Source organism: Planomicrobium soli, from assembly GCF_003014655.1.
GTDB classification, from domain to species: domain Bacteria; phylum Bacillota; class Bacilli; order Bacillales_A; family Planococcaceae; genus Planococcus; species Planococcus soli_B.
This window is the reverse complement of sequence record NZ_PYAT01000002.1, coordinates 372,341-396,003: the sequence shown is the minus strand read 5'-3', so window position 1 is coordinate 396,003 and position 23,663 is coordinate 372,341. Positions and strand designations below refer to the sequence as shown.

At 43.3% G+C, this 23,663-nt stretch carries 20 protein-coding genes; 18 read left to right on the top strand and 2 right to left on the bottom strand.

The features are described 5' to 3' along the window. The first annotated feature begins 130 nt into the window (after positions 1–130). From groL to B0H99_RS04045, 6 genes are all read left to right on the top strand, one after another. A complete protein-coding gene (groL, locus tag B0H99_RS04070; RefSeq protein WP_106532350.1) occupies positions 131–1,762 on the top strand; it encodes a chaperonin GroEL in 1,632 nt (543 codons plus the stop codon). A gap of 288 nt (positions 1,763–2,050) precedes the next feature. Beyond that, entirely contained in the window at positions 2,051–2,914 is an 864-nt protein-coding gene (locus B0H99_RS04065; RefSeq protein ID WP_106532349.1) for a metal-dependent hydrolase, read from the top strand. A 273-nt stretch (positions 2,915–3,187) separates the two neighbouring features. Next, entirely contained in the window at positions 3,188–4,162 is a 975-nt protein-coding gene (locus tag B0H99_RS04060) for a tRNA dihydrouridine synthase (RefSeq protein ID WP_106532382.1), read from the top strand. Between the two features lie 260 nt (positions 4,163–4,422). Continuing rightward, positions 4,423–5,283, top strand: coding sequence for a glycerophosphodiester phosphodiesterase (locus tag B0H99_RS04055; RefSeq protein ID WP_106532348.1), 861 nt, complete (start codon positions 4,423–4,425; stop codon positions 5,281–5,283). A gap of 460 nt (positions 5,284–5,743) precedes the next feature. Further along, on the top strand, positions 5,744–7,999 hold the full coding sequence (locus tag B0H99_RS04050; RefSeq protein WP_106532347.1) for a phosphatase PAP2 family protein: 2,256 nt from the start codon (positions 5,744–5,746) through the stop codon (positions 7,997–7,999). Positions 8,000–8,219: 220 nt separating this feature from the next. After that, the gene (locus B0H99_RS04045; RefSeq protein ID WP_106532346.1) at positions 8,220–8,438 is read left to right on the top strand and encodes a hypothetical protein; all 219 of its coding nucleotides are present in this window, start codon (positions 8,220–8,222) and stop codon (positions 8,436–8,438) included. Between the two features lie 169 nt (positions 8,439–8,607). On the opposite strand, the gene B0H99_RS04040 is transcribed toward B0H99_RS04045, so the two are convergent. After that, positions 8,608–9,309 carry a GntR family transcriptional regulator gene (locus B0H99_RS04040; protein WP_106532345.1) on the bottom strand — a complete coding sequence of 234 codons (702 nt, stop codon included), beginning with the start codon at positions 9,307–9,309 and terminating at the stop codon, positions 8,608–8,610. Positions 9,310–9,479: 170 nt separating this feature from the next. Here B0H99_RS04040 and B0H99_RS04035 point away from each other — a divergent pair, with 170 nt between their 5' ends. The 5 genes from B0H99_RS04035 to licT all read left to right on the top strand — a co-directional run bounded on the left by B0H99_RS04035 (position 9,480) and on the right by licT (position 16,096). Then, positions 9,480–11,375, top strand: a complete 1,896-nt coding sequence (locus tag B0H99_RS04035) for a beta-glucoside-specific PTS transporter subunit IIABC (protein WP_106532344.1) — start codon at positions 9,480–9,482, stop codon at positions 11,373–11,375. Positions 11,376–11,388: 13 nt separating this feature from the next. After that, a complete protein-coding gene (bglA, locus tag B0H99_RS04030) occupies positions 11,389–12,828 on the top strand; it encodes a 6-phospho-beta-glucosidase BglA (RefSeq protein WP_106532343.1) in 1,440 nt (479 codons plus the stop codon). 123 nt (positions 12,829–12,951) lie between these two features. Then, entirely contained in the window at positions 12,952–13,281 is a 330-nt protein-coding gene (locus B0H99_RS04025) for a hypothetical protein (protein WP_106532342.1), read from the top strand. A gap of 279 nt (positions 13,282–13,560) precedes the next feature. Further along, complete coding sequence (locus tag B0H99_RS04020; protein ID WP_106532341.1) at positions 13,561–15,018, top strand: 6-phospho-beta-glucosidase; 1,458 nt, start codon at positions 13,561–13,563, stop codon at positions 15,016–15,018. 247 nt (positions 15,019–15,265) lie between these two features. Continuing rightward, the gene (gene licT / locus B0H99_RS04015) at positions 15,266–16,096 is read left to right on the top strand and encodes a BglG family transcription antiterminator LicT (RefSeq protein WP_106532340.1); all 831 of its coding nucleotides are present in this window, start codon (positions 15,266–15,268) and stop codon (positions 16,094–16,096) included. 100 nt (positions 16,097–16,196) lie between these two features. Here licT and B0H99_RS04010 read toward each other — a convergent pair whose 3' ends face one another. Then, the gene (locus B0H99_RS04010) at positions 16,197–17,105 is read right to left on the bottom strand and encodes an alpha/beta hydrolase (RefSeq protein ID WP_181313563.1); all 909 of its coding nucleotides are present in this window, start codon (positions 17,103–17,105) and stop codon (positions 16,197–16,199) included. Positions 17,106–17,347: 242 nt separating this feature from the next. Between B0H99_RS04010 and B0H99_RS04005 the strand changes: the two genes are divergently transcribed. The 7 genes from B0H99_RS04005 to B0H99_RS03975 all read left to right on the top strand — a co-directional run bounded on the left by B0H99_RS04005 (position 17,348) and on the right by B0H99_RS03975 (position 23,622). Continuing rightward, positions 17,348–17,863, top strand: a complete 516-nt coding sequence (locus B0H99_RS04005; protein WP_106532338.1) for a YehS family protein — start codon at positions 17,348–17,350, stop codon at positions 17,861–17,863. 99 nt (positions 17,864–17,962) lie between these two features. Then, the gene (locus tag B0H99_RS04000) at positions 17,963–18,172 is read left to right on the top strand and encodes a hypothetical protein (RefSeq protein WP_106532337.1); all 210 of its coding nucleotides are present in this window, start codon (positions 17,963–17,965) and stop codon (positions 18,170–18,172) included. A gap of 368 nt (positions 18,173–18,540) precedes the next feature. Next, a complete protein-coding gene (locus B0H99_RS03995) occupies positions 18,541–19,590 on the top strand; it encodes an SIS domain-containing protein (RefSeq protein ID WP_245894376.1) in 1,050 nt (349 codons plus the stop codon). A 65-nt stretch (positions 19,591–19,655) separates the two neighbouring features. Further along, positions 19,656–20,933 (top strand): ABC transporter substrate-binding protein, encoded by a 1,278-nt coding sequence (locus B0H99_RS03990; RefSeq protein WP_106532336.1) that lies wholly within the window; start codon positions 19,656–19,658, stop codon positions 20,931–20,933. A 70-nt stretch (positions 20,934–21,003) separates the two neighbouring features. Next, on the top strand, positions 21,004–21,888 hold the full coding sequence (locus B0H99_RS03985) for a carbohydrate ABC transporter permease (protein ID WP_106532335.1): 885 nt from the start codon (positions 21,004–21,006) through the stop codon (positions 21,886–21,888). Position 21,889: 1 nt separating this feature from the next. Next, entirely contained in the window at positions 21,890–22,792 is a 903-nt protein-coding gene (locus B0H99_RS03980; protein WP_106532334.1) for a carbohydrate ABC transporter permease, read from the top strand. A 14-nt stretch (positions 22,793–22,806) separates the two neighbouring features. Further along, complete coding sequence (locus B0H99_RS03975; protein ID WP_106532333.1) at positions 22,807–23,622, top strand: PfkB family carbohydrate kinase; 816 nt, start codon at positions 22,807–22,809, stop codon at positions 23,620–23,622. The last annotated feature ends 41 nt before the right edge of the window (positions 23,623–23,663 follow it).

The window sequence follows — 23,663 nt, the reverse complement described above, 5'->3', positions numbered from 1 at the left end:
CGAGCTTAAGGCTCGAGTGGATTTCGGCACTTCGCTTTCCCGCGGGAGTCTTCGCGGGTTTGCTTCATATCATTACGTAAGAAAATATAAAAACATATATTTTTTCAATAGACAGAGGAGGATATTAACAATGGCAAAAGAGATTAAGTTCAGCGAAGATGCACGCAGTTTGATGTTGAAAGGCGTGGATAAATTAGCAGATGCGGTTAAAGTAACACTTGGGCCAAAAGGGCGCAATGTTGTTCTTGAGAAGAAATTCGGTTCACCGCTTATCACAAACGACGGTGTAACAATCGCGAAAGAGATCGAACTTGAAAATGCTTTTGAAAACATGGGCGCAAAATTGGTTGCGGAAGTGGCTTCAAAAACAAACGACATCGCTGGTGACGGTACGACAACTGCAACGGTTCTTGCACAGGCAATGATTCGCGAAGGTTTGAAAAACGTTACAGCTGGCGCAAACCCAGTAGGCATTCGCCGCGGGATTGAACTTGCAGTAGCATCAGCGGTAAACGAACTAAAAGCGATTTCTAAAGAAATCGAAGGAAAAGAATCGATTGCACAAGTTGCAGCGATTTCATCTGGAGACGAAGAAGTCGGCAAGTTGATTGCTGAAGCAATGGAGCGCGTTGGCAACGACGGCGTTATCACTTTGGAAGAATCACGCGGATTCACAACTGAACTTGACGTAGTTGAGGGGATGCAGTTTGACCGCGGTTACCAATCACCATATATGGTGACGGATTCTGAGAAAATGGAAGCTGTCCTTGATAACCCATTCATCTTAGTAACTGACAAGAAAATCAACAACATCCAGGAAATCCTTCCAGTGCTTGAGCAAGTGGTACAGCAAAGCAAGCCTTTGTTGATCGTTGCTGAAGATGTTGAAGGAGAGGCGCTAGCGACTCTTGTTGTCAACAAACTTCGCGGAACGTTCAATGCTGTAGCAGTTAAAGCTCCAGGATTTGGCGATCGACGCAAAGCAATGCTTGAAGATATCGCAGTCTTGACTGGCGCTGAAGTGATCACTGAGGACCTAGGCCTTGACCTGAAATCAACAAACATTATGCAGCTTGGCCGTGCAGCGAAAGTTGTCGTATCGAAAGAAAATACAACAATCGTTGAAGGCGCTGGCGACACTGAGAAAATCGTTGCCCGTGTTGGCCAGATCCGCAGCCAATTGGAAGAAACAACTTCTGAATTCGACAAAGAAAAACTGCAGGAGCGCTTGGCGAAACTTTCTGGCGGCGTAGCAGTGATCAAAGTTGGAGCAGCTACTGAAACAGAATTGAAAGAGCGCAAACTTCGCATCGAAGACGCGTTGAACTCAACTCGCGCAGCAGTAGAAGAAGGAATCGTAGCTGGTGGTGGTACGGCTCTAGCGAACGTCCACAATCGTGTTGCTGAACTTCTTGAGACAGAAACAGGCGACGTTGCAACTGGCGTACGAATCGTTCTTCGCGCACTTGAAGAGCCGGTTCGCCAAATCGCGACAAACGCTGGCCTTGAAGGATCTGTTATCGTTCACCGCTTGAAATCAGAAGAAGCTGGAGTCGGCTTTAACGCTGCAAACGGCGAATGGGTAAACATGTTGACTGAAGGAATCGTTGACCCGACTAAAGTTACGCGTTCAGCTCTTCAAAACGCAGCTTCTGTTGCGGCAATGTTCCTAACGACTGAAGCAGTCGTAGCAGACATCCCAGAACCAGCAGCACCAATGGGCGGCATGCCTGATATGGGCGGCATGGGCGGCATGATGTAATCTCGTTACAATAAATTAAAAGCGCCAACTTCCTATAAGGAGTTGGCGCTTTTTGTTTATAGGAGAATGAGTAGAAGAAATCGGCTTTAGGCTGTAATGAATAACGGAAGCTCGGAATTTGAGTTTGCCATTGTTTCTTGGTTGCCGCATATCGATTTGAGATGTTTTTCTATTCATACCTGAACATTCTAAAATACGCCTTAAAGATGAAGGCTATTTTAATCTCCTATTTTGCTGTTTATAGTACAATCATTAATACAAGGATAAGAAAATATTGGAGGCAGCATTTTGGATACAATTACGCATACCTTATTCGGATTAACATTGTACGGAACAGTGGATAAAAAAAATATGGAGAAAAAGGAAAAGCGCGCTTTTTTGGTGACAGCGGTAGGGGCAAGCTTGATTCCTGATATAGATGTTATTTCTCGTTTATGGGATACTACAGGGCAATATCAGATGTGGCATAGAGGCATTACGCATTCTATTTTCCTGACACCCTTATGGGCAGCCGTACTCTTCTTGATTTGTATGGCCATTTTCAAAACAAAGGATAAAAGGTTATTCTTTCTCGGATGGCTGGCTGTGGTTATTCATAATACAAGTGATCTGTTCAATGCTTGGGGGACGGGTTATCTAGAGCCTTTTCTAAACACTCGAATTACCTTCGGAACCATTCCTATTGTTGATCTGGTATTCTGGGCCATTATGGGGACTGCCTTTATTTTATCGAGAAAAAACAAGCAAAAGTCGCCTTACTACTTTAGAATGGCGTGGGTATTCATGACCCTTCACCTTATTATTCAAACGACTCAAGGGTTCCTCCTCTATAACCAGTATGATGAAAAATATGATGAGGTTGCTCTTTCTGCTAATTTTGTCCCTTGGACTTATTCAGTCATTGCGAAACAGGACGATACCGTGACTATTTTTCAGGACAATCTGTTCCAAAAAGAAAAAGAACAATATGTTTTAGTTTCTAAGGAAGATGCGGATCTTGATTATTTATTCTCGCAACGTCCTGAAGCAAAAACACTTTACCAATGGTCGCCTTTTGTTGTCGTAGTGGATGATGGGAAACGGTTAGGGTTATACGATCCACGTTTTTACCGTGATGGACAGTCGTTTTTATATGAGTATATTGAGAGGTAGTATGATCACTTAATGATGGTGTTGCTTCTCAGATCATTCAATGCAACAAGCGCCAATCTCTAATAAGAGGTTGGCGCTTGTTGTTTTGAAGAAAATTGGGAAAGGGCTGTCTAAAGCCCAACACTTTCTACAAAGGCAAAATTCATGTAAACTGGATAAGGTTAAGAAAAAATAAGATGACTCAACTATTTTTTATTTTCAATATAGATACAGTAAAAGTTTTTGTATGAAGGGCTGACCTTCATCTTGCAATGAAAGGGTTGAAAGTTGAACATGAAAGAGAATTTTTGGCGCGATTTGCCGCGGCCGTTTTTTATACTGGCGCCGATGGAAGAGGTCACGAATGTGGTTTTCCGGAAAGTGGTGGCGAAAGCGGCACGGCCAGATGTGTTTTTTACGGAATTTACGAATACGGAAAGTTATTGCAATCCGGAAGGGATCTTCGAAGTGGATGGACGCCTGACGTATGAAGAAGATGAACAGCCGATTGTGGCGCATATATGGGGAAATAAACCCGAGCAGTTCCGGGAAATGAGCATCGGACTGGCGAAGCAAGGCTTTAAAGGAATCGATATCAACATGGGCTGCCCAGTGCCGAACGTGGCAACGAAAGGTAAAGGCAGCGGCATGATCCGCTTTCCAGATAACGCGGCGGAAGTCATCCAAGCGGCAAAAGCGGGCGGATTGCCGGTCAGTGTAAAGACCCGGCTTGGCTATAGCTATGTCGATGAGTGGAGAGGGTGGCTGTCACATGTCTTGAAGCAGGACATTGCCAACCTTTCGATTCATCTGCGCACCAAAAAAGAATTGAGCGCTGTGCCTGCCCATTGGGAACTGATTCCGGAAATCAAAGCCCTAAGAGATGAGCTGGCACCGGATACGCTTCTGACCATCAACGGTGATATTCCCGATTACCAAACAGGCATGGAACTTGCGGAGAAATATGGCATCGACGGCGTCATGATCGGACGCGGGATTTTCCAGAATCCGTTCGCCTTTGAAAAAGAGCCGCGAGAGCACAGCGCCGAGGAATATCTCGACCTCTTAAAGCTGCAACTGGATTTGCATGATAAATACTCAACAGAATCAGAGCCGCTGCCATTCAGGCCGCTGCGCCGCTTTTTCAAGATTTATGTCAGTGAAATTCCGGACGCCGATGAACTCAGAAACCAATTGCTGAAGACGGAGTCGACGGCTGAAGTGCGGGCTTTGCTGCAGGATTTTGAGCAGAGAATTGCGGTTGGGTGAAATCAGGCCTGCATAATGTAAACCCTATGGGCGGCGTATTGTAATTTTCTTCACAGGCTATTTTGTGAAGTTGTCTTATTTATAAGTTGCTCCTATAGGAATAACCACTTCTCAGTAAATTAGAGAGGTGGTTATTTTTATATTTTTCAAATGGAATAATAAGTTAATATACTAATTATTTACAATTATTTATGATTAATTAATAACCACTACATATTCTATACTTATAATAAAGTCGAGACTAACTAAGGAGTGGTTAAATGAAACGAATGAGTACTATTTTAGCAGTAAGTATCGCGATGACTACCTTTACTGGACCTGCACTTGCTGCTGAACACGGAGAAGTAAGCAAGGTCATTTCGAAACAGGAACAGCAAAAGATGATAAATGTAGCGCATCGTGGAGCTTCTGGACATGCACCTGAGAATACGATGGGCGCTTTTCAAAAAGGGTTTGAAATGAAAGCAGACTATATTGAAATTGATGTTCAAATGACAAAAGATGGGGAACTTGTCGTTATTCATGACACCACTGTAGATCGTACGACAGATGGAACTGGCAAAGTGGGCAATTTAACATTTGAGGAAATTAGGCAGTTGGATGCGGGCAGCTGGTTTAGTGAAGCCTATGCTGGTGAACAGGTTCCTACCTTTGAGGAAGTATTAGATGCGTTTCGTGGAAAGGTCGGTATTTTGATAGAGCTGAAGGCGCCAGAGCTTTATCCTGGAATAGAAGAGAAAATTGCGGATGCTTTGATTGAAAGAAATATGAATAAATCTAATAACGGGAAAGTTATCATGCAGTCCTTTAACCATGAATCCATGAAAAAATCCAAAGAACTTTTGCCGAATCTCCCTCATGGCGTTCTAGCTGGAGCAGGTTGGGCAAATGTAACGGAAGAGCAATTAGCTCAATTCGCTGCTTATGCTGATTATTTCAATCCAACTATGAACATTGTGACAGAGGAATTAGTTAGTGATGTTCATGAAGCTGGGATGGAAATTTATCCCTACACTTCAAGATCACAAGAACAAGCTTTTCGTCTATTCGATTTAGGTGTAGATGGAATCATTACAGATTATACGGAGCATGTCTATTACCATCCTGTAAAAAATCAATAATATAATGCTAGGAAAACTAAGCAAAACATTTTTGATTCTGATTTTTGTGAAGCAGGATACATGATTTTTTACGATGAAACATATTTGAAAAAAGCATCGGTGCTAAAAACCGATGCTTTTTTATTTAGCAAATTAATTGTCATTATTAATGTTAATCTTTCTTTCCTTCCTCTTAAGAGAACCTGTTACATTTAGTAGCGGGCTTATTGTGTTATCCGAAATTGAAAAAATCAGTAGATATACTTATAAAAACTGTGGTAGAAAGTTTTAACCGTAATCCATAAATTTACTTAGTTTTAACAGTCTTCCTACATTCTACTAACATATACTTTCTATACTAAAATTTGTGCGGTTAATAATTATCCAATCTCTTAGATTGTACCTAAGGGTTTGAATAGTGGATTAACGAGAAGATAAAGCATTTAAAAATTTGCAGCAGAAAAGGAGAAATATAAAAAGTATGAAATACTTTCAAAAGAAATCAGTAGCAGTACTTCTAGCGCTATCCGTTGGTTCTTCTGTACTTCCTGTTCAAGCTGCTACGCCCGTAGCAAATGAGGCTGTTTCAATCCAAAGCCATGGCAAAGGCTCTCATGTTGAATCCCCAAGCAAGTCCAGTAAAGCTTCGAAAAAAGAAGGGGGTTCAAAACCTTCAAAGCCGCAAGGGACTTCTGAAGAAGTAAACGTGGATGCTCCTGAAGTAGAGTTATCAGCAATAGATTATGGCGGAAATGCCAATGATCCTATTTTAAAGAATATCGCTGCGACGAATCCTTTCATTCATATTTTGGATGGTTTTGATTCCATCTGGTCGCTGAACCAAAAGGATTGGAGAGACGGAACAGCGTTAACGAAACCAGGGGCAAACGGTAAGGGTGCAAACTACGATGACGGCCCTACCGTTTATTTTGACGGCTATAAAAACGACAAGACCAAAGTTGTGGCGGAAAAGAAAACCTATGCAAACGAAGAAATCAGAGACAAAGCGACATGGAAAGCCAACATAAAATACGTGGAAGACGTGACGCAAAACAGAACAGATGAAGAGGCGCTAGCGGCTTATTACGATGACCAAAGAGACAAGATCTACAGCATGATGGAAGCTTACGGGCCACTCGCAAATACATACGCAGACATCGTTAACCCGACAACGAGCATCGTAAGATCTTCAGAGGATATGAATAAAGTATTGGAAGAAGAGACGGCTGAAGACCAGAGCCAAGGGATGGGGCAATGGAAGGGAACTAGACTATCAGATGCAATGGATTTGGTGCATTTGATCCGGTTCCGGAGCCCAGCTTCGTCAAACCCTTCGAAGTATTTCTATTCTTCTCCAAGACCCTACCGGATGAATTCAAATGGCGAAGTAAAAGAAATTGTTGATGCGAACGGACTGCCTGTTTGGGAAATCCTTGGCAGCGGCACAAACAAATCAGAAGCATTGCCATCAGGCGGTAAAAAAGAAACAGGGGAAAAACATTTCCAACAATATGAAACAGCTGTGGAAGTCATTCCAGCTTTGGAATATGTGAAAAGAAAAGCGGAAGACGGCAGAGGAAAGGATGGTGCATTCCCAAGCGGCCATACAAGTGCATCCTACTTGTCGACATTCGGATTTGCTTATGCGACACCGGAGCGGTATGCAGAATTTTTAACAAGAGCCGCTCAAATGGGGGAAAACCGAATCGTGGCCGGTATGCACTCGCCGCTTGATGTGATCGGCGCAAGAATCCAGTCCACTGCCATGACTGCCTATGCATACAACCTTGCAGAAAACCAAGAGGTATTGGATAAAGCTTATGAAAACGCTGGAGAAGTATTCGGCGAATTGGCCAAATCAAAAGGAATGGACTTGTACGAATATGCGCATACGGTAACAGAGGAATATACCTTTGAAAGTGCATACGATGAAGAAAAATGGGAAGACCACGAAGCGAACAAAGCGTTCTATCGTGAAAAACTGACTTATGGATTGCCGCAAACCGGTGCAAAAGGGTTGGCACCTGTTGTTCCTAAAGGCGCGGAAGTTTTACTGGAAACGCGCCAGCCGTATTTGACGGATGAGCAGCGTCGAGAGGTATTGTACACGACAGAAATCGAATCGGGCTATCCGGTAATCGACGAGTCGAACGGTTGGGGAAGACTGGATCTGGTCACAGCGGCTGATGGCTATGGTGCGTTCCTAAGCAATGTAACAGTGGATATGGATGCTTCAAAAGGAAGATTCAATGCCCATGACTGGTGGAGAAACGATATTACTGGCAGCGGTATGCTTACAAAGAAAGGGACAGGAACCCTTACGTTGACAGGAGACAACAGCTATTCAGGCGGAACCTTGCTCCAGGGCGGAACGCTCGAAGCTGCTTCTGCGACCGCTTTCGGAAAAGGCGATCTGTATGTAGAAAATGGTACAGTTCTAGTGGATGCGGATGGACCGTTACAGTTGAACGGCAACTTAACGATGGAAGCCGGAAACCTAGACATAAAAATGAGTGACGGCAATAGCCAAGTAAATGTGGATGGTTTAGTATATCTTGAAGGTGGAAACTTGAACTTGGACCTCTCAGATTATGAAATCGGAAAGGGCAACAATATTACGCTGATGACTGCCGACAAAGTGAAAGGCAAGTTCAACAACGTAACGGCTGACGGTTACAAAGTGACTGTGACTTATAGAAATGATAGTGTTGCCGCACATATTAAAGCGGAAAAATAGCATTTGGCAATTCGGAAGCTGTCGACTGGTGTCGGCAGCTTTTATAATCAGAAAGAGATAAAGAAGGGTTCAATTCCTCTTGTAAGATAGAGTTAAATTAGATTTCTCACTATACCTCTACCCGTGCTATAATAAGGCACTTAGGATAATTACGACTTTTGCTCATAATTGAACGGACGCTTAGCCTCCGCCTACCAATAAAATATAGAGGTGTAACAGAATGAATAAACGATGGACATACGCTGAGATTCAAAAATTTGTCGAGAAAAACTCCGATAGCAAATTGCTGTCAACGGAATACCATGGTTTCTCTCAAAAGCTGCTATTCAAATGCTCTTGCGGCAACAATTTTGAAAAAACATTTACAAAGTTCAACAAAAACAACCAACGCAAATGCGACGTATGCCAACCGCCAAAAGAATCACGCGGTGCGAAGTAAATAAGAAAAGCACCAATTCCGGTATGAGGGAATTGGTGCTTTTTCTTTATGCACTTTTTAGAGTCTCTATAAAACTAGCTGATGGGAATGGAGGAGGCTTACGGACCGCCCGCGGAAAGCGTCCCCCGAAATGACCGTCAGCCACAACTCTAAAGCTCTACTAAATCTTCTACAAAACCGCCTGGACAAAAAATTGCGACTGCACATAATTGTACGTCACTTTGGAAAAGTCGAATGGCTGGCCATTTGTTAAATGGAAGATCGACTCAACGTATAGCTTTGGATCGCCTTTTTCCAATCCTAAATAGTCCGCTTCTTCTTCGGTCAACTTATCGACGTGAAGGAACATATCCGTAAAACCGACGTTCAGCCCCAGCCCTTCGGTGATGTAATGAAAGATTGATTCATTGATAATTTCATTGTTCAAATACGTGATGACTGATTTATTAAAATACGATTCTTCCAAGCAGAGCGACTGCCCATGGATATAACGGATCCTTTTTACGTAATAGACATCTTCATCGAGCCCCACATTCAAATTGAGAGCGGCTTCGGTCGTCGGTTTCCGTATATCCAATTCGATTACTTTTGACGTTATCTGAAAGTCTTCCAAAATCTTTTTAAAACCTTTAGTGGAAAGGAGGCTAATGTATCCTTTTCGTTTATGCCTTCTTACAAAAATTCCGCTTCCTCTAACTTGAAAGATTACCCCTTTTGTCTCCAGCAACTCCAACGCTTTCGTGACCGTGCTTTTGCTTACTCCAAACTGGTTCATCAAATCTTGCAATACGGGCAGCTTGTCTCCTTGTTGAAGTTCGTGCTCTTCAATGTACTTCTCAAGTGCATCTGCGATGTGCTGGTATTTTAACATATGGCATTCCTCTTCGATTTATTTGGCTAATAGAATAACAAAATTATAACATATGCTATTCAAAAGCTCACCCAATCAAATTATTAATTGCTAATTATTTTGTTTCGTACTTGATAAATTGTACCGGTACAATTTATAATGAAAACGTAGACAAAAAAGGGGGGCTAAAAGTGGCCGCGAAAATCAGAGATTATTCTAAACTTGCAAAAGATATATTGGAAGCTGTAGGCGGGGAAGAGAACGTTGTAAGTGCTACGCGCTGTGCAACAAGATTGAGAATTGTTCTAAAACGTTCCAAGCCGGAAGCTAAAGCAGCTGTTTCAGAAATGCCCGGTGTTATCACAGTAGTGGAGACCGGTGGACAATTTCAAGTTGTTATCGGCCAGCACGTCGGAGAAGTTTTTGAAGAGTTTTCAAGTTTAGTCAAGCTCGATACAACGAACGACGTAAGTGAAAACAAAGGAACCATTGTAAACCGTGTTATTGCGACAATGTCCGCTGTTTTTGCGCCGTTTGTTTATATCCTGGCAGCAGCCGGTATCTTGCAGGGCTTGCTGATTTTAATCAATTTGCTATTCCCTGGTTTTTCAGGAACAGGCACTTATGAAGTATTCAGTTTCATCTCATGGGCGCCGTTTACGTTCTTACCGATTTTCATTGCTATAACAGCAGCGAACCACTTTAAAACCAATCCATATATAGCTGTTGCTGCTAGTGCTGCGCTGGTCAGCCCGACTTGGGCAGAGATGGCCGGAAGAATTGCAGCGGGAGAAAACATTACGTTCTTAGGCATGGCGCTATCTCAGACGGTGTACACTTCATCTGTATTGCCGCCTCTGATTCTAGTATGGCTCTTGTCTTATTTAGAACGCTTCTTGAATAAACGCATACACGAAATCGTTCGTCCATTGTTTGTTCCGTTCCTATGTTTAATTATTATGGTTCCATTAACCATTTTAGTGCTTGGCCCGCTTTCAACGATGGGGGCAAACGGAATCGCGAATGGCTATAACTTCTTAGCTGAAAACGCACCGATTGTAGCTGGAGCCATTATCGGCGGATTGTGGCAAGTACTTGTTATTTTCGGCGTCCATTGGGGAATCACGCCAATGGTATTGGCGAACTTTGACTTATACGGCCGTGATTCGTTCCAGGCCTACCAAACGATTGCGGTAATTGCGCAAATTGGCGCTGTACTAGGTGTTATCATCAAGGCGAAGAGTCAGGAAACAAAGAAATTAGGTGTGTCAGCTGGTGTGACCGGATTGTTCGGGATCACTGAGCCCGCTATTTATGGAGTAACCTTAAAGTTTAAAAAACCGTTTATCTTCGGCAGCATCGCAGGCGCAGTTGGAGCCATGACAGCAAGTTTCTTCAATCCTTATTATTTCGCTTATGCAGGATTGCCGGGACCATTGACCATTGTCAACGGAATCAGTCCGGAATACCCGTCCTCTATTTGGGGAATCTTGATCGGTGCAGCGATTGCCATTATTCTGCCGATCGTCTTGATCCAAATCTTCGGGTTTGGCGAAAATACGGTGAAAAAAGTGGTTGGTGAAGATCCGGCAGAAGAACAAGACCAGTCTGAAACGGCTAGTACTTATGAAAATGAAGAACCTATCGCTACACCATTAAGAGGCCAAATCGTTCCGCTTTCACAAGTGTCGGACGAAGTGTTCAGCTCCGGTGCAATGGGGCAAGGGGTTGCTATTGAGCCGCTCGACAACAAACTATATGCTCCGTTCGACGGAACCGTGGTAATGATCGCCCTTACAAAACATGCAATCGGCTTGCGTTCGAACTCCGGTGTTGAACTGCTTGCCCACATCGGTTTGGATACCGTGAAACTGGACGGTAAACCGTTTACGCTGCATGTGGAAGACGGCGCTAAGATCAAAAAAGGCGATTTGCTTATCACGTTCGACAAAGAAGCTATTCAGAGAGAAGGCATCAAAACAACAACGCCACTCATTATCACGAATACACATTCTTATAAAGAAATCATTGTTGAAAATATCTTAGACGGCATTGTCGGCGAAAAATTGCTGACAGTCGTAAAATAAGGAGAGAGATCACATGGCAAAATTACCAAACGATTTTTTATGGGGCGGCGCTTTAGCCGCTCACCAATTTGAAGGCGGCTGGAACCAAGGCGGAAAAGGGCCGAGCGTTGTAGATGTTATGACAGCTGGCGCACACGGCGTGCCAAGAGAAATTACAGAAACGATTGAAGCGGATAAGTTTTATCCGAACCACGAAGCGATTGACTTCTACAGCAAATACAAAGAAGATATCGCATTGTTTGCCGAAATGGGATTAAAATGTTTGCGGACATCCATTGCTTGGAGCCGTATCTTCCCGAAAGGCGACGAAGCGGAGCCGTGCGAAGAAGGCTTGCAATTTTATGACAATGTTTTTGACGAATTGCTGAAGCATGGGATCGAACCGGTTATCACACTTTCCCACTTCGAGATGCCGCTGCATTTGGCAAGAGAATATGGCGGATTCAGAAGCCGTAAAGTAGTGGATTATTTCGTCAAGTTTTCCGAAGTTTGCTTCGACCGCTATAAAGGCAAAGTGAAATACTGGATGACGTTCAATGAGATCAACAACAAAATGGATGTCCATAACCCGCTATTCTTATGGACAAATTCAGGCGTCATTGTAAAAGAAGGCGAAAACGCAAAAGAAGTGATGTATCAAGCAGGGCACCACGAGCTGATTGCGAGCGCATTGGCTGTGGCAAAAGGAAAAGCGATCAATCCGGATTTCCTGATTGGAGCCATGGTTTCCCACGTGCCGATCTACCCATACTCTTCAAATCCGGCTGATGTGATGCTAGCGGAAGAAGAAATGAGGCAGCGCTATTTCTTCCCGGACGTCCACGTGCGCGGTTATTATCCAAGCTATGCACTGAAGGAATTCGAGCGGGAAGGCTATAACATTCCATTTTTGCCAGGGGACGATGAAATTCTTTTAAATGGTAAAGTTGATTACCTAGGTTTCAGCTATTACATGTCCACAACTGTAAAAAGCGATGTGGAAAATGAAAATACAGGAAACATTGTAAACGGCGGTCTGCGCAACGGCGTGGAAAATCCGTACATCAAATCGAGCGACTGGGGCTGGGCAATCGATCCGACAGGTTTGAGATATACGCTAAACCGTTTCTACGACCGCTACCAGGTTCCATTGTTCATTGTTGAAAACGGCTTTGGCGCAATCGACACAGTTGAAGAAGATGGTTCGATCCATGACGCTCAACGAATTGATTATTTAAAATCCCATATCGAAGCACTCGAACAAGCAGTCACGTATGATGGCGTTGATTTGATGGGCTATACGCCATGGGGAATCATCGATATCGTCTCGTTCACAACAGGCGAAATGAAAAAACGCTACGGCATGATTTACGTTGATCGCGATAACGAAGGCAACGGGTCTATGGAGCGTTCCAAGAAAGATTCGTTCGAATGGTACAAAAAAGTTATTCAGACGAATGGCGAAGAATTATAAAATCAATCAATAAGTACGGACAAGGAATCTGTATCAAACAGAATCCTTGTCCGTTTTTTGTTTGGTGCAAGGCGACAGGAAAACCCACCTCCTCTATGGAATAGATAAAGAGGAGGTGAAATCATGGATGAATTTTTGAAAGAGCATCATGAGAAATTGAACAAAGCGCTCGATGAAATTTATACAATCAACACCCCATACGATTTCCCAATCAGCACTGAAGAGCAAATAAATGTCGACAAAGAACTGACTAAACTTCTTGCTTTGGAAAAGTTTTATTCAGCGATAGAAAAGGGCAAGAGCCAAGGAACAATATTCGAGGAATACAGCAATCATTTGAAATTTGCCAAAATGGGCATTGAAGTGCTGGAAAGAGAAAAACAAGCTATCGAAGAAGAGCATGCGGATGATATCGCCAATATCCGGCTGCTGCTGGAAGGGATAGAAGAATGAAAGCGGGTCAGTCTGCCTGCTTATGTTTGATTAGACCTGCCGGCTTAGGAGAGCGCGTCTAGTTCTTGCAAGGGATTGCCAAATTGACAGCGCTAACAAGAACTGCTAGATTTAGATTATATTATATCTGAGGAATGTTACCGTTAAGGGCATAACCTGGACCAATTTGTTCACACTACCCGTGTGTCCATATTTGTCCGGGTTTTTTATTTTTACATGCCAAAAAGAAGGGGGAATTCCTCAGTATTCTTTGGTCCACAATTTGAAAGGAGCGGTTTTATGTCGAATTATACATTTCCAAAAGGCTTTCTATGGGGAGGGGCAATTGCTGCCAACCAAACGGAAGGCGCGTATCTAGAAGGAAACAAAGGTTTAACAATTGTCGATTTACTGCCGACAGGGAAAAAAAGAATGGACGCTATGCTAGGAAACATTTCTTCTTTCACTCCTCAGGAAGGCGAGTTTTATCCGGCGCATGAAGCGATCGATTTCTACCACCGCTATAAAGAAGATATCGCCTTGTTTGCTGAGATGGGCTTTAAGGCTCTTCGCGTTTCAATTGCCTGGTCGCGCATTTTCCCGACCGGAGAAGAAGAAGCACCGAATGAAGCGGGTTTGCAATTCTATGACGACTTGTTTGATGAATTGGTCCGAAATAACATTGAACCGGTTGTAACGCTTGCCCACTTTGATGTGCCGATGAACTTGATCGAAAAATACGGCAGCTGGCGGAGCCGCAAGCTTGTCGGTTTGTTTGAGACTTATGCAAAAACAGTGTTTGCGCGTTACCAAGATAAAGTAAAGTATTGGATGACGTTTAACGAAATCAATATGCTGCTTCATTTGCCATTCTTAGGTGCAGGACTTGCTTTCGGAGAAGGGGCAAACAAAAAGCAGATCCAATACCAGGCAGCCCATCACCAATTGGTTGCCAGTGCATTGGCTGTTAAAGCCTGCCACGAAATGATTCCGGATGCCAAAATCGGCTGTATGCTGGCTGCTGGAACTGTCTACCCTTATACGTGCAATCCGGAAGATATTTTCCAGGGGATGGAGAAAGACCGTGAGTCTTACTTCTTCATTGATGTGCAGTCACGCGGGGAATATCCTGGCTATGCGAAGCGCTTTTTCAAAGACAATGATATCTCCATTGAGATGGAAGATGAAGATGCAGCGATTTTAAAAGAGCATACAGTGGATTATATCGGCTTCAGCTATTATTCAAGCCGCGCAACAAGTGCAGATCCGGAAGTCAACAAAAACGTGACAGGCGGCAATGTTTTCGCCTCTATCAGAAACCCTTATTTAGCGGCGTCAGAGTGGGGCTGGCCAATCGATCCGAAAGGCTTCCGCATTACCGCCAACCAATTGTATGACCGTTACCAAAAACCCCTATTCGTTGTGGAGAACGGCCTGGGCGCAGTTGATGAAGTGACGCCAGAAGGTGAAATTAATGACGATTACCGAATCGATTACTTGAAACAGCACATCGCTGAAATGGGTGAAGCGATCGAAGACGGCGTTGAAATTATCGGTTATACCAGCTGGGGGCCGATCGATATTGTCAGTGCTTCCTCCGGAGAAATGAAAAAACGCTATGGCTATATTTATGTGGATCGGGACAATGAAGGAAACGGTTCGTTAACAAGAATCAAAAAGAAAAGTTTCGGCTGGTACAAGAATGTGATCAAATCGAACGGACAAGATTTGGAACATAAAAGTCCTTTGAACAGCTAAGGCAAAAAGCGGGAATCCCTGGTTTCGGGATTTCCGTTTTTTTGTGTGGAAAAGACGGTTTTGGAAGCGTTGACAAGTCTTGAAGGCACAGATATACTAAGTTTAAATTAATAGGCTGTGAATAGGATTGTTACTGATAATGCAGGCAAAACCTAAGTCGCTAACCGGTTAAAATCACATTGATTTTATCCTTATTAGTGCGGCTTGGGTTCTTTGTATTGGATAGAGAAAGAACAGGGGTGAAACCATGAAAATAGCCAAGGTTATTAATAATAACGTGATTAGCGTGCTGCAGTCGGATGGTTCAGAACTGGTGATAATGGGGAAAGGCCTTGCTTTTCAGAAGAAAACGGGCGAAGAAGTAGATCAGGAAAAAATCCAAAAAGTATTTGAGTTAAAAAACAAAGAAACATCCGATAATTTTAAAATGCTCCTTCGGGAAGTGCCGGTTGATCTCATGATGGTTGTTGAAGAAATTATAACGTATGCAAAAAATACGCTAAACAAGAAATTGAATGAAAACATTTATGTTTCTTTAACAGACCATATCAATTTTGCGCTGGAGCGGTTGCGTGACGGCATTGAAATCAAGAATGCCTTGTTATGGGAAGTTAAACAGCTTTATAAAGAAGAGTTTCTCGTCGGCGTCAAAGCGGTAGAGCATATAAATGAAAAGTTTAATGTCACTTTATCCGAGGACGAAGCAGGTTTTATTGCCATCCATTTGATCAACGCAGAGATGAATGAAGATGTGTCGAACACCCTGAACATTACAAAGTTTATCCACCAAATTATTACTATTGTCAAATATCATTTCAAAGTGGAATTTGAAGAAGATTCCTTGAATTATATGCGCTTTATCACACACCTGAAATTTTTCGCCCAACGCATTTTCAAAGGAACGCATTACGAAGGTTCGGATGATTACTTGTTCAATATGGTCAAGGAAAAGCACAAAGACGCGGCAAGATGCACGGAAAAAATCAAGGAATACATCAAGAAGGAATATGGCCATGGATTGACCAACGATGAAATGCTTTATTTGACAATACATATTGAACGGGTTGTCAAAAGATGAGAGGCAAGCTGACTAGAAGCTTCGCTCCATTTTATGCGGAAAGACTTGGCATCAACTAAAGGAAACACGCTATCGGTTTAAGGGACCGATAGCGTGTTTTTTATTTTTGGAACGCGCGTTTTACAGCATCCACGTATTGTGCAGCAGCATGCTGGCTGATTCCGGCATCGGGCACCAGCATATCAAATCCGTGGAAACAGCCGGGATAAAGATGGAATTCTGTCGGTACACCGGCCTGCGCTAGTTTGGTCACGTATTCCAGGGTTTCATCGCGGAAAGGGTCCAAGTCGCCGACACATGTATAAGTAGGCGGAAGATCTTCGAGCGATTCAGCGCGGGCGGGAGCGGCGAATGGCGAGACTTGTCCTCCGTAACTCGATCCCAAATACGCTGACCAGCCATGAATATTTTTTTCTTTATTCCAGACGCGCTCGTCGGATATTTCATGGCTTGATTTGGTGATGATGCGGTCATCGATCATTGGATAAAGAGGCATCTGGAAAGAGATGTCCGGGCCTTTTCGTTCTCTGGCCAATAACGAAACAGCTGCTGTCAATCCACCACCGGCACTGGCGCCGGCCACTGCGATACGGGAAGCATCAACACCCAATTCATCGGCATGTTCAGCAAACCATTTCAACGCTGCATAACAGTCTTCCACAGGTCCCGGAAAAGGCGTTTCCGGTGCAAGGCGATAATCGACCGATACGACGATACATTCAGCTTCTAGTGCAAATCGCTGGCACAATGCATCATCCATTTCCGGAATGCCGATTATGTAACCGCCGCCATGTATCCATAGGAGCCCTGGCATCTTTTCATGTTTCGAGACCGGCTCATATATTCTGACGCGGACTTCAGGATTGCCGGGAGGGCCAGGTATGAATCTATCTATTGTTGAAACCGCATCATGTTGTTTTGGGTTGGCCAAGGTCATTTCGTTCAACGTGCTTCTTACCATTTCCAGCGTTTCGGGAGTAAGCGGTGCTGCTGGCAAAACTGAGAACATAGCTTTTAAATCCGGATGAACTTTTTCTTCCACAAGAAATCCCCCTTTGTTCTTTGCGGAAAAGTTAATGGTACAGTGCCTGTTACTTTTTCCGCTAGCTGTTTTATTCTACATACTGAAGATCAATGCCTTTTTCCATTGAAATTTTTTCGCTTGCAGCTGGAGAATAACCTTTTTCATATGTGCTATCATTAAGGATGAATCACTATCAGATATAACTAAGTTCAACAGGAGGTTCTTTTATGGACAACAACGATTTATTAATCAGATTGCGCTATGCATTGGATATAAAAAACAACGATATGGTGGAAATCTTCAAGCTTGGCGGGATTGACCTCTCGAAAGAAGAAGTGCTGAAGGTGCTGACGAAATCGCCGGAGAGTGATGACGAAGCGGATGGAATCTGGGATGAACCTGTAAACGAGGACCATATCAAAGCGGACAATGCCATGTTCGAATCGTTCTTGAACGGACTGATCATTTTCAAGCGCGGCTGGCAAGAGCCGAAGCCCGGACAGCCAGCAACACCGCCGCTGACAAACGAGCCTTCCAAAAACTTGCTGCTGAAGAAAGTGAAGATTGCCTTGCAGCTGACGGGCGAAGACATGCTGGAGATTCTGCAGCTTGCCGGGGTGACGGTAACGAAAAGCGAGATGAGCGCGATGCTGAGAAAGCAGGGACATAAGAATTACAGCATTTGCGGAGACCGGTATGCGCGGAACTTCTTGAAAGGCTTGGCCATTAAGTACCGGAAATAAGAAAGTAGATAGAGATGCAATCCTTGTCGCAGTAAGGGTTGCGTTTTTATTTTCTTGAAACGGTTCTTTCTTCCACTACTGACTGCAGGAGGAGAAAAGATGAAAATCGATTTTTCGGAGATTGATACTTCTGTGTATAACGAAATGGCTATCGCCATGTTTATCTTTGTGATCGGAATAGGAGCAACTGCATGGCTTGTTGGAGCAGTTTTGTCCATGCTGAAAGTTCCACCGGTCGTGGTGAATACAATTGTTGCGCTTATTGTAATCGGCTGCTTGTATTACGGCGCAAGCTATTTTCTGTGGTAGGTGAATAGATTTCACTGAAAGAATCCGAAAAGTGCCGATAGGAAGCTTGGTTCGTCATGTAAGAAGTTCAACAGTTCATGTAGAAAACGAATTAAATCATGTAAAAGTAAAAAAGTGACCGAAAGAGATCATAGAATCCAAACCGGTGATATAACCTCGTATTGTTAGACATCATGTCTTCTGATACGGGGTTTTCTTGTGTCTCCTGTTTAACGAACATGTTTTTTCATCTTTAAAAGCCTGTTGTATCAAGCTTTCTACACTATATGAAATTTATTTTTAAAAAGTATTGACTATTTCAAATAGTCAGACATATAATATTATTTAATATAACGTCATATGACGTTATAAATAATGGAGGTGCTAGAATGAAACAAGATCAAGGAACATTAATCGAAGAAGCGGTAGGTACAACAGAAGCTAAAAGTGTTCAAGGGGTAGAGATGAAACCGGAACATGCGGCTCAAATATCGGCAGTAATTGATGCAGTAAATGCCAAGAAAATCGAAAATGTATACTTTGTGGCATGTGGCGGTTCAATGGCCTCATTATCTTTCGGAGAATACTTCTTAAGCAAAGAAATTGAAACTCCAAGCTTTGTATATACTTCTAACGAGTTCATCCACCGCGCTCCTAAATCACTTGGTGAGAACAGCTTGGTGATTTTGCGCTCCCATTCAGGAACAACTCCGGAAACTGTAGAAGCAGCAAGCTTTGCTAAAGCAAAAGGCGCCGTGACTGTAGCAATTTCCATGGAGGCCGAATCTCCGCTAGCTCAGGCTGCTGAGCATCTTGTTCATTACAACTATAAAGATGGTTCAGACGCTATTGATGGCGAAGCTGGCATTTTCTATACATTGATCTTTGAACTATTAAATGCGTTATCGCCTAACGAAAAATACAAGCGCGTTGTAAATCAGTTGCCGAACTTAGGAAACCTGATCGAAAAAAATCAACAGCAGTTTGCAGAAGCCGCCAACGAGTTTGGGAAGAAAAACAAACGCGAAAAAATCATTTACACAATGGCAAGCGGTGCGTATATTCACCACGCGTATTCGTTCACAAGCTGCCTGTTGATGGAAATGTTGTGGATTCACTCAAACGCAATCCATTCAGGCGAATTCTTCCATGGACCATTTGAAATCACAGATTACGATGTTCCTTTCTTAGTCGTGAAAGGCGAAGGATCCAGCCGTCCGCTTGATCAGCGCGCAATCGATTTTGTCGAGAAGTTCAGCGATAAAGTTGAAGTGGTGGATATCGCAACTTTGAATTACGATGGAATTGACGAAGACTTGAAAGAATACTTCGGCCCGGCGATCACAGGCTTTGTACTGCGATTGTACGCAGACGGCTTAGCAGAACATACTGGCCACCCATTGTCCGTCAGAAGATACATGTGGAAAATGGACTACTAAGCGGGTAGAGTTCCTCCATACTTTTTTCCGAAACGAAGGCTTCACTATTTGAAGGGGGTTATGAAATGAAGAAGATGCTGTTGTTCTCAATTTTTTTGCTTCTCCTCAGTTCAGTTTTGTCTGCATGTAATTCGAGTAATACAACTACCGCCAGCAATGAAGAGGGAAAAGTCGTGATCGACTTTTTCCACCGTTGGCCAAATGAGCCCCGCAAATCTTTCTACGATGAAAAAATTAAAGAGTATATGGAAGCGAACCCGGATGTTCATATCAATGTGAATTCGGTTCTGAACGATTCTTATAAGGAAAAAATCAAAGTTTTGGTTTCCAGCAATGATTTGCCGGACATTTTTTCTTCCTGGTCCTATTCATTTGCTGAAAATCTGGTATCATCAGAAAAAATCATGCCATTAAATGATGTCTTAAGCGAAGACACGGAATGGTCATCGAGCATCATCGAATCCCAGTACGAAGGCTTCAAATTCAACGAAGAAACTTATGGTGTCCCGTTTACAGTTGATGGAAAAGCATTTTTCTATAACAAAGCTATTTTTGAAGAAAACAATATTGCCGTTCCTAAAACATACGACGAATTTATTGCGGCGCTTGATTCTTTGAAGCAAGCGGGCTTTGAACAGCCACTAGTGGAAGGTTTGACTGACACATGGGCAATCTCACACTATCTTGGAACAATCTTTAAGCGAGTGGTTGATCCGGCAGTGCTGGAAAAAGACTATAAAGCGGAAACAGGGGAGTTTACAGACCCTGGTTATATCAAAGGTTTGGAGATCTTCAAACAGTTGACGGGATATATGGGCGACGTTTCCACTGCGATGGATCATGAAGCGGCCCGCAATATGTTCGCTGCTGGAGAAGTGCCAGTCCTGTATATGCAATTTGCGGAAATCAAGATGGTGCAAGAAGCAGGCAAAGTTGATTTTGGATTCTTCGATTTCCCGGCAGTTGAAGATGGCAAAGGCGATCCGACTGCATTGACAGGTGCGCCGGAAGGCTGGATGGTCAGCAAAACAGCGCCTAAAGAAACAATCGATTTCTTGAAGTTCCTGACTTCTGCAGAAACAGCTGCTGAATTTACGAAAACGGATGGACAGCTTAACGCAGTCAAAGGGGCTGTCACTTCTGATAACGTCAACGCGACAAGCCAGGAAGCTTACGAACTGGTAACCAACGCTACTTCAACAGCGCCATGGTTTGATAACGCAGTGAACATCAACATCGCTGACGTGTTCATGCGCGGTGGACAAGAATTGGCTACCGGCCAATCCACTCCGGAAGACATTATGAAAACAGTCCAGCAAGAAGCGAAAAAACTTAACAAGTAAACGGAAAAACTAAATAAGTCCTAATGTTCTTGGAATGTTAGGACTTATTATAATGAGAGAAGGTGTATGTATGACCGCCAGAAAAATCCCGCTAATACCAACCTTGTTTATCTTGCCGAGTATATTGTTTTTAGGTCTCTTCATTTATTTTCCGCTGGTCCAGAATTTGTACAATAGCTTTTTCCAATTCAGTGTTTTCTCCCCTACAAAAGAGTTTGTCGGCTTCGCTTCATTTCAGCAATTGCTTCAAGATAAGGTGATCGTGGCGGCTTTTATCAACAATGTGAAATACGCTGTTATCTCCGTTTTCTTCCAAGTGTTTTTCGCGTTGGTCCTTGCAACGATTTTGGAAGACAAAGTGTTTAGAAGAATCGCACCCGCTTTGCGCGTAATTTACTTTATGCCTGTCATGATTTCCATTTCAGTAATCGCTTTATTGTTCACATTTGTTTACAACCCGCAAATGGGGCTTTTGAATAGTTTCCTAGAATTAATTGGTCTAGAAAATTTAGCCGTGCCTTGGTTAGGAAATGCTACAACAGCGATATATGCGGTCATCGCCATGTCCCAATGGCAAAGCATCGGCTTTATCACCATGTTGTTCATTGTAGCAATCCAAAAAATTCCCAAAGATTTGTACGAAGCGGCTGATATAGATGGAGCGGGGAAGATCAGAAAGTTTTTCAATATTACGGTTCCGCAAGTGAAAGAAACCATGTTTGTAAACGTGTTGATCACAGTTACAGGATCAATTCTCGTGTTCAACGAACCGTTCATTTTAACTGGTGGAGGGCCAGGTTTTAGTTCGACGACCCTGTCGGTGTTGATGTACGAGCAAGGGTTCGGAAAAGACAATATGGGTTATGCTTCAGTTATCGCGACCTTGATTTTTGTCTTATCCGCTATTTTTGCACTGATTCAAATTCGAGTTTCCGGAACAGGAAAGGATGATTAGGATGGTCAAGACGGATATCAAAGGAGATTTTTTAGAACGGGATCGAACGGCCAGCAAGCCGCGCTCAAAAGCAAAGCTCAACATTACTGGCGGTCTCTCGAAGTACGCAGTTCTTCTCGGATTACTGTTGTTTGCCTTTCTTATTCTTTATCCGCTGTTCTGGATGGTCGTATCTTCTTTCAAAAGCTATGATGAAATTTACAACAACGTGTGGGGGCTTCCGTCGGTCTGGCATTTCGAAAACTATACAACTGCCTGGTCGATGGGGATATCCAGTTATTTTTTCAATAGTGTACTGGTCACTTTAGCGACTATTGTATTGGTTGTCCTAATCGGATCGATGGCAGCTTTCACCTTGTCAAGATACCGTTCAAAATGGATTGATGCGGCACTGATTTTCATCATTGGCGGCATTATGATGAACCCTCAAGTTGCGCTGATCCCATTGTTCGAAATTTTAAGTTGGTTCGGTCTCATCGATACCAGATGGGCACTGATCTTAACTTATGTAGCGTTCAGATTGCCACTGACCATCATTTTGATCCGGGCTTTCTTTTTGAGCATCCCTAAAGAGCTGGAAGAGTCAGCAATCATTGATGGCTGCAGTGAATTTGGTATTTATGCGCGAATCTATCTGCCGTTGTCGATTCCGATTATTTTGACCACGGTTGTGTTGACTGCGTTTTTCGCTTGGAACGAATTTTTGTTTGCGACCGTTTTTATTGATTCGGAAGTGTTGAAGACGATCCCATCAGGTTTGATGAATTTCAAAGACGCCCTGAGAACGGATTGGGGAGTATTGCTGTCAGGGATGGTAATTGCGTCGATTCCGATGGTGATCTTGCTGGTGGTACTGCAAAAATTCTTAGTAAGAGGTTTGTCAGAAGGGTCCGTCAAAGGGTAAGAGGAGGAAAAAGAATGAAGTTGATAGCTGTTGGAGATAATGTGGTGGATTGCTATTTGGATCAGCAAACGTATTATCCAGGGGGGAACTGCGTAAATGTCGCAGTAAACGCCAAAAAGAACGGAGCAGAAAGTGCCGCCTATATCGGAATTTTCGGTACTGACGACAAGGCGGAGCACATCCAATATGCATTGAAGGAAGAAGCGGTGGATTTCCGATTTTCGCGAACTGCAGAAGGCTTGAGCGGGCAGCCGCAAGTGTCGCTGACCGATGAAGGTGATCGCGTATTCGTAGGAGGGCCTAAAAATACAGTGCAGCATAAACTGAAGCTTCAATTGGTTCCTGAAGAATTGGAGTACATCTCCGAATTCGATCTTTGCCATGTGAGCTGCTATTCGTCGATGGAGAGCGAATTGCCAAAACTTTCGAATGTCGTGAACGTATCTTTCGACTTTTCGAACAGACTGGAGATCGACTATGTAAAATCGATTGCCCCTCACATCAACTATGCCTTCTTTTCGGCTGCGGATTTGGCCAACGATGAATTGGACGGATTCATCGAACAAGTAAAAGCGTTCAATTTTGAAGTGTTTGCAATGACAAGAGGAAGCCTGCCAGCCGTGTTTGTCTGCAACGGGGAGCGGATCGAACAAAAACTGAACCCGATTCAAGTTGTCGATACAATGGGAGCAGGAGACAGTTTAATCGGCGGGTTTTTAGTGAATTATATAAATGGGGAAAGTCCGGAAGCTGCTCTTGAAAAAGCGACCAAATCAGCTGAAACAACTTGCGGGATATACGGAGGTTTCGGGTATCCGAAAAGTTTCTAAAAATTGTTTAAAAGTCTCTCCTCCTGTAAAGTTAAAAAAAC

Excerpts from the sequence above, each read along its gene's own strand:
- B0H99_RS04040 (WP_106532345.1), bottom strand. The coding sequence starts at position 9,309 with ATGTTAAAATACCAGCACATCGCAGATGCACTTGAGAAGTACATTGAA.
- licT (WP_106532340.1), top strand. The coding sequence starts at position 15,266 with ATGAAAATAGCCAAGGTTATTAATAATAACGTGATTAGCGTGCTGCAG.
- B0H99_RS03975 (WP_106532333.1), top strand. The coding sequence starts at position 22,807 with ATGAAGTTGATAGCTGTTGGAGATAATGTGGTGGATTGCTATTTGGAT.
- B0H99_RS04020 (WP_106532341.1), top strand. The coding sequence starts at position 13,561 with ATGTCGAATTATACATTTCCAAAAGGCTTTCTATGGGGAGGGGCAATT.
- B0H99_RS04060 (WP_106532382.1), top strand. The coding sequence starts at position 3,188 with ATGAAAGAGAATTTTTGGCGCGATTTGCCGCGGCCGTTTTTTATACTG.
- B0H99_RS04005 (WP_106532338.1), top strand. The coding sequence starts at position 17,348 with ATGGACAACAACGATTTATTAATCAGATTGCGCTATGCATTGGATATA.
- B0H99_RS03990 (WP_106532336.1), top strand. The coding sequence starts at position 19,656 with ATGAAGAAGATGCTGTTGTTCTCAATTTTTTTGCTTCTCCTCAGTTCA.
- B0H99_RS03985 (WP_106532335.1), top strand. The coding sequence starts at position 21,004 with ATGACCGCCAGAAAAATCCCGCTAATACCAACCTTGTTTATCTTGCCG.
- B0H99_RS04045 (WP_106532346.1), top strand. The coding sequence starts at position 8,220 with ATGAATAAACGATGGACATACGCTGAGATTCAAAAATTTGTCGAGAAA.
- B0H99_RS04050 (WP_106532347.1), top strand. The coding sequence starts at position 5,744 with ATGAAATACTTTCAAAAGAAATCAGTAGCAGTACTTCTAGCGCTATCC.
- bglA (WP_106532343.1), top strand. The coding sequence starts at position 11,389 with ATGGCAAAATTACCAAACGATTTTTTATGGGGCGGCGCTTTAGCCGCT.
- B0H99_RS04025 (WP_106532342.1), top strand. The coding sequence starts at position 12,952 with ATGGATGAATTTTTGAAAGAGCATCATGAGAAATTGAACAAAGCGCTC.
- groL (WP_106532350.1), top strand. The coding sequence starts at position 131 with ATGGCAAAAGAGATTAAGTTCAGCGAAGATGCACGCAGTTTGATGTTG.
- B0H99_RS04000 (WP_106532337.1), top strand. The coding sequence starts at position 17,963 with ATGAAAATCGATTTTTCGGAGATTGATACTTCTGTGTATAACGAAATG.
- B0H99_RS04055 (WP_106532348.1), top strand. The coding sequence starts at position 4,423 with ATGAAACGAATGAGTACTATTTTAGCAGTAAGTATCGCGATGACTACC.
- B0H99_RS03995 (WP_245894376.1), top strand. The coding sequence starts at position 18,541 with ATGAAACAAGATCAAGGAACATTAATCGAAGAAGCGGTAGGTACAACA.
- B0H99_RS04010 (WP_181313563.1), bottom strand. The coding sequence starts at position 17,105 with ATGTTCTCAGTTTTGCCAGCAGCACCGCTTACTCCCGAAACGCTGGAA.
- B0H99_RS03980 (WP_106532334.1), top strand. The coding sequence starts at position 21,890 with ATGGTCAAGACGGATATCAAAGGAGATTTTTTAGAACGGGATCGAACG.